We start from the raw sequence: 6000 nt of genomic DNA, 5'->3' as shown, positions 1-6000 counted from the left end.
TTTTACTGCTCCTAGGCCAAACCTAGTGTACAATGTTTTAAATTTGCGTAGGTGCGAGGGAAGCATACGTTCTTAGCGTCTTGGTAAACTCTAATTTCGCGCTTTTCCTCGCATTTTTCAAAAATGTCCAGTAGTATGGTTTTAAACTCATTTTTGCCTGTGGGGTTACCTCATTGGCAATAACTGCCACACCTTCTATTTCTCCATTTATTTTGCGTTGTGCCTGGTAGACAAAAGTGTAATGCAGTACTTCCAATTTTCCATTACGAAGGAGGCTAGTTGGTGCTTCATAAGCATGAAAAGGAATACCTGTTTTATATACATCTGATAAGATTTTATCAAAATCCTGTTCAATTATTTCGGGCATAATTGATAACAGCGATTTCCCAATAATATCTTTTCCCTTGCCCCATGATTCCATAATAGAATCATTGGCAATTTCAATAATCATGTCTTCGCCTTTAAAAATAGCGATCATTGATGGCGAAGTATAAACCATGTTGTGAAAACGAAATTCGCTTTCTTCTATTTTTTTGCGAGCAAGTACCATTTCTGTTACATCATAAGCAATAGTTGTGACACCCGAAATGGAGTTATCTGCTTCGTAATGCGGTTGGTAAACAATATTGAAATACTTGTCTTCGAGTTTGTCGTTGTGTTGAAGCTGGGCTAATATTTCATTGGCATATACTGGCTTGCCAGTTGTAAAAACATGATCAATCATCTCAGGAAATGGCTGATCTTTAAGTTCGGGTAAAACCTGCAATAATGTTTTGCCCTCCACCTCTTTACCTTTGCCCCAAAACTCTTTTATCAAATCGTTGGCGAGCGTAACTACCATGTCTTTTCCCTTCAGAATACAAAAAGCAAATGGCGATTCCATGAGCATGGCGTAGTAACGTTTATTGGTTTCTTCGACCTGCTTCAATGTTTTTTTTTCTGCCTCGTGCTGTGCTTCTAATGCTTTTTTTACGATCACCGCAGCGGTTACTTCGTAAGCAATAACCGTAACACCTGAAATAGTCTCGTCTGCTTCCAAATAGGGCTGATAAACAAGATTAAAATACGCATCTTCTAGTTTTCCATCGCGGAATAAAGGAGCAAGGAGTTCATTTCCTTGGAAGGGGACGCCTGTGGTATATACATTATCGAGCAAACCTGGGAATGCGGTATCTTTAAGTTCAGGAAGTACATCAAACAGTAATTTTCCTTCTACATCCTTGCCTTTCCCCCAAATTTCTTTTATAGTGTCATTCGCAAGGGTAATCACCATGTTTTCACCTTTTAAAACGGCAAAACCAAAAGGCGATTTCATGAGCATCATGTTGTAGCGTTTTTCGCTGTCTGCAATCTCCTTCAATGCTTTTTGTTCCACCTCATGCTGGGTGATCAAGGTCTTATTTTCGGTAACATCCTCAGCCCGTTGAATAATATACTTCACATTATTATTCTCATCCAACACTGGCGAGTTAATCGCTTGCCAATACTTCAGCTCAAACCCGCCGCCCTCCGATTCTGGTTTTGGAAGATCGTATTTTACAACCGGCAATGCATCCTTGGTTTTATTCTTGATTACCCGGTCAAATGAAGCCCGTACAATACTTTCTCCATTTGCGGTTTTATCAGCAGGATTGTCGGGAAATACATCAAAAACATCACGCCCCACAATGTTTTCTCTGACAGTTACTGTAGTTTTTAAAAATGCGTCAGATGCGGCTACTATCGCAAAGTTGGTATCGATCACCAGCAGCAATTCCGAAGATTGTTCGAATAGTTTTATGTAATCCTTTGTATCCATGATTTTGTAAATATCCGACAAAGAATCTGATCAATGTGTTTTGTTTTTCACTTTCGATAATCAATTTGTGTTGTCAGGTGCGGACATGTGCAGAATGTTACGCTCCCCGAATGTGCGAGGTTTAGTAAGCAATTTTCAGTAAGCGATTGTTCTCGTTCCTTAACTATTTTTCTTAGGTCGTGTCATGATTTTGCAAATCGAACAAAATCTTTTTCAGCCCGTCGATGTGGCGTTGCATTTCATCCTGTCTTTCAACATTGGATAAGGATAAAGACTTGTAACCCTTTTTTGCATAATCAACTTCCATTTTTTTTAAAAGATGTTTACGTTCCTCCATCATCCGCAGGGCTACCCATAAAGTTGTACTGGCTGTTTCGGACTGCTTTATTACCAAATCTCTTTCGATATAGGCGTGTCCTATATGGCAACGATACCGTTTAATTAGGTCACCTTTCACATCCCATAAGTTTCCGCCACAATCAGGACAGGCGAACACGCTTACATCTCCTATTTTTTCTACATCCTCTATCCCTATTGCGGTGGTCTCGGCAATTTTTGATTCCAGTATTACTTCTTTAGGGACTGGTTTTTTTCTTCCTTTTTTATGCTTTAATATTTTTGCTATAAGCGCACCCATTTCTTCTATGGTTGCTACATGATCCACTTCCATATTGTTCATTACAGAAAGCGGCATATCCGGATACTCGGCCTGGTTAGGGTCCTGCACGACGCAACTACCACCGCTTCTTTTAATTGCCCACATGCCAGACGTGCCATCGTCCAACATACCGCTTAAAATAATCCCAATGGCATTTGAACTATAAGCTACTGCGGCCGAGCGGAACAACACATCGATGGACGGCCGGAAACGGTTTTCTTCAGGGCCACCGCCTAAAATAAATTTGTTGTCCTTTATCAGCATATGCTGATTAGGACGAGCAACGTAAATATTGTCTTTTTTTATCACAGCGCCGTTTAGGGCAAGGCTGCAATCCAAAGAGGTGACTTGATTCAGGCGATGCACCACGAAATCGCCTATCCCTTTACGCGATAAATGCAGTACAATGCAATAGGCAACATCCAATCCATTTTGGAAGGTTCGAGCCATTTCCGCTAATGCATCTAAACCTCCGGCGGATGCGCCGATCACGACTATATATTTAGGATGCGTATCCATACGTTTTATTTTTTTTTGCCCCACTGATAAAGCGTAAATTACCAATTTGCTTCGGGTCGGAACGTATCGCTCAGACTTTTCTTAACTTTTATTTTTTATGGACCAGAAACTCAACTTAAGCCAATACCTCACCCTCGCGCGCGCTTACCTCTTCTATCAGCTCCTCCGCCAGGGAACGATGCTCCTGATCGCTATCCTCCTTGCCAAGAGCCAATTATCCACCGCCGCCATCGGCCAATACGAACAAGTTTGGTTCATGGGCGGGGCGCTGAGTTTTTTCTGGATGATCGGCTTGCAGCAAGGCTTGCTGAATTATTATCCCCGCCTTGAAGCCGTGGCGCAAGCCCAACTTTTGGCTTTAGCGGTGACCGTTTATTTCCTGATCAGTGGGGTGTTGTTGGGCGCTCTGAGCTTATTTCCTACCGTATTCCTACCCGTCTTTAGCGGCCAAACCAGTTTGCCTTTTGCCAGCATAGCCCTCTTGTTCCTGTTTTTTTACCTACCTACTCTCCTGACCGACACTTTATATGTGTTGTTAAAAAAGCCAGTTGAGCTATTTGTGTATGGAATACTGAGCTTTGGCGCCCAACTGTTGGTCGTTTTGTTGCCCGCTTTTTGGGGTTGGAGCGCAGGGGCGATTGTGTTGGGCTTGTTGTGGCTTTCTTTGTTCAAAGCCTTATGGTTGATTGTTTTGGCGCTGCGCTTTGGCCAATGGAACTGGGAGTGGCTGCACTTTAAAAGTTGGTGGAACGCCTCCTTTTACCTCATGATTTATTCTGCCATAGGAGGCTACATCACTGTGTTCAACGCCTGGATCGTAAACTGGTATTATGCTGGTGATGAATTACAGTTTGCCCTTTTTCGCTACGGTGCCCGGGAATTGCCCGTGTCTTTAGCCTTAGTGGGGGGACTAAATGCATTGATTTTGCAAAAAGCAGCGACTGATTTAGCAGGCACTATGCCTGAAATCCGTCAACGCTCTACCCGTCTGATGCATTTTTTGCTGCCATTTACCATCGTGTTGCTATTGACTTCCCGCTGGTGGTTTCCGGCACTGTTCAATGCCGATTTTTTGGCGAGTTTACCCGTGTTCAATACCTTTCTGTTATTGGTGATTTCTCGGGTGGTGTTTTCTTTTCCCATCCTTAACGCTTTGCAGGACAAACGGATTACGCTGATTGGGGCCTGTAGTGAAGCTGCCTTTAATGTGATAGCCTGTTTTGTTTTGGTGCCCATTTGGGGTTTATTGGGCATTGCCCTGGCTAATTTTCTGGCTTATGGATTGGAGAAACTGATTTATGGCGTGCATTTATCCCGTCGCTATGGAATTCCCTTGAATGCTTATTTGAATGTGCCGATATGGCTCATGTACAGTATGATATTAATTTTAGCCTGGCTTGCACAAATTATCTAGCATAAATGCCCCTTCACTGAAACCTTTGCGCTAGTTTTGCGTCTTAATCTGACTTGTCGACTGACAAGCTAGCATTCATCGTTAAAATCCATTGAAAAATGTCCAAAGTACTCATCATTGGCGCGGGTGGGGTAGGCCGGGTTGTGGTCTACAAATGCGCTCAACATCCTGAAGTATTCTCCGAAATCCTGGTGGCCAGCCGCACCCAATCCAAGTGCGACGTGATTGTCAACGATGTAAAACGCGACACTGGGCATCAACACATCAGCACTGCTGCTGTAGATGCCGAAGACGTGCCTGCATTGGTGGCCCTGATCCGCAGTTTTCAACCCAAACTGCTCATCCACGTAGCCCTGCCTTACCAGGATTTGACCATCATGGAAGCCTGCTTGCAAACGGGGGTACACTACTTGGACACCGCCAACTACGAACCCAAAGACGAAGCCAAATTTGAATACTCCTGGCAATGGGCCTTTCAGGAGCGCTTCAAGGCAGCGGGTTTGACCGCCATCCTGGGTTGTGGTTTCGACCCCGGAGTAACTGGTGTGTTTACAGCCTATGCGGCCAAACACTACTTTGATGAAATGCACTACCTTGACATCATCGATGCCAACGCGGGCAGCCACGGCAAAGCCTTCGCCACCAACTTCAACCCGGAGATCAACATCCGTGAGGTCACGCAAAAAGGCCGCTACTGGGAAAATGGCCAGTGGGTGTACACCGAGCCCCACGAAATCTGGAAAGACATCAACTATCCCAACGTAGGCCCCAAACGTTCTTACGTGATTTACCACGAGGAACTGGAGTCATTGGTGAAAAACTACCCCTCGCTCAAAAGAGCCCGCTTCTGGATGACGTTTGGCGACGAATACCTCACCCACCTGCGCGTGATCCAAAACATCGGCATGGCGGGCATCGCACCTGTGAAGTACAAAGGCATTGACGTGATTCCATTGGAATTCCTGAAAGCGGTACTGCCCGATCCTGGCGATTTGGGTGAGAACTATACAGGCCAGACTTCCATTGGCTGCCGCATCCGGGGCATCAAGGATGGCAAGCTGCGCAACTACTACATCTGGAACAACTGCCAGCACCAGGACGCCTACAAAGAAACGGGCACCCAGGGTGTCTCTTACACTACGGGTGTTCCGGCTATGCTCGGGGCCAAGATGTTCCTGGAAGGCCATTGGGGCGGCGCAGGCGTGTTTAACGTAGAAGAATTTAATCCAGATCCTTTCCTCGCTGCATTGGGCAAAGTTGGTTTGCCTTGGCATGAGGAGGTAGACGGGAATTTGGAGTTTGAATATTAGGTCTGAGGTTGATTGATTATCTAATGTCCGATTATTCTGAAAAAGTTTTTTTGAGTGACGAGTTCCGAGTACATGAGTTGAGAGTTTTGAAGTAAGGGAAGAGCTTTGAAGTGAGCTACCGCGGCGACTTAGACCAGAGCTGTGTCTAAGCCGCTGCGGTAGCTCACTTCTTAACTCTTAAGTCATGTATTCGGAACTCTTAACTCAAAAAAAACCATAAAAATCATCAATTGCTTGATAATCAAATCGCCTCAAATCTTGCCCAAGCCGCTATGGTAGCCTCAACCTCCCTCAACCTCAA

The 6000-nt window shown here is 44.7% G+C and carries 4 protein-coding genes; 2 read left to right on the top strand and 2 right to left on the bottom strand.

Translation table 11 applies throughout. From position 1 onward, the window contains the following. Positions 1 to 37: 37 nt before the first annotated feature. On the bottom strand, positions 38 to 1798 hold the full coding sequence (locus ACEW9O_RS24885) for a PAS domain-containing protein (RefSeq protein WP_373552933.1): 1761 nt from the start codon (positions 1796 to 1798) through the stop codon (positions 38 to 40). A gap of 172 nt (positions 1799 to 1970) precedes the next feature. Beyond that, positions 1971 to 2975, bottom strand: a complete 1005-nt coding sequence (locus tag ACEW9O_RS24880; protein WP_373552932.1) for a chemotaxis protein CheB — start codon at positions 2973 to 2975, stop codon at positions 1971 to 1973. A 97-nt stretch (positions 2976 to 3072) separates the two neighbouring features. Between ACEW9O_RS24880 and ACEW9O_RS24875 the strand changes: the two genes are divergently transcribed. Next, a complete protein-coding gene (locus tag ACEW9O_RS24875) occupies positions 3073 to 4389 on the top strand; it encodes a lipopolysaccharide biosynthesis protein (protein ID WP_373552931.1) in 1317 nt (438 codons plus the stop codon). A gap of 98 nt (positions 4390 to 4487) precedes the next feature. Further along, the gene (locus tag ACEW9O_RS24870; protein ID WP_373552930.1) at positions 4488 to 5699 is read left to right on the top strand and encodes a saccharopine dehydrogenase family protein; all 1212 of its coding nucleotides are present in this window, start codon (positions 4488 to 4490) and stop codon (positions 5697 to 5699) included. Positions 5700 to 6000 lie beyond the last annotated feature (301 nt).

Source organism: Haliscomenobacter sp., from assembly GCF_041740695.1.
Classification (GTDB): domain Bacteria; phylum Bacteroidota; class Bacteroidia; order Chitinophagales; family Saprospiraceae; genus Haliscomenobacter.
The sequence above is the reverse complement of the archived record's forward strand: the minus strand, read 5'-3'. Positions and strand labels throughout refer to the sequence as shown.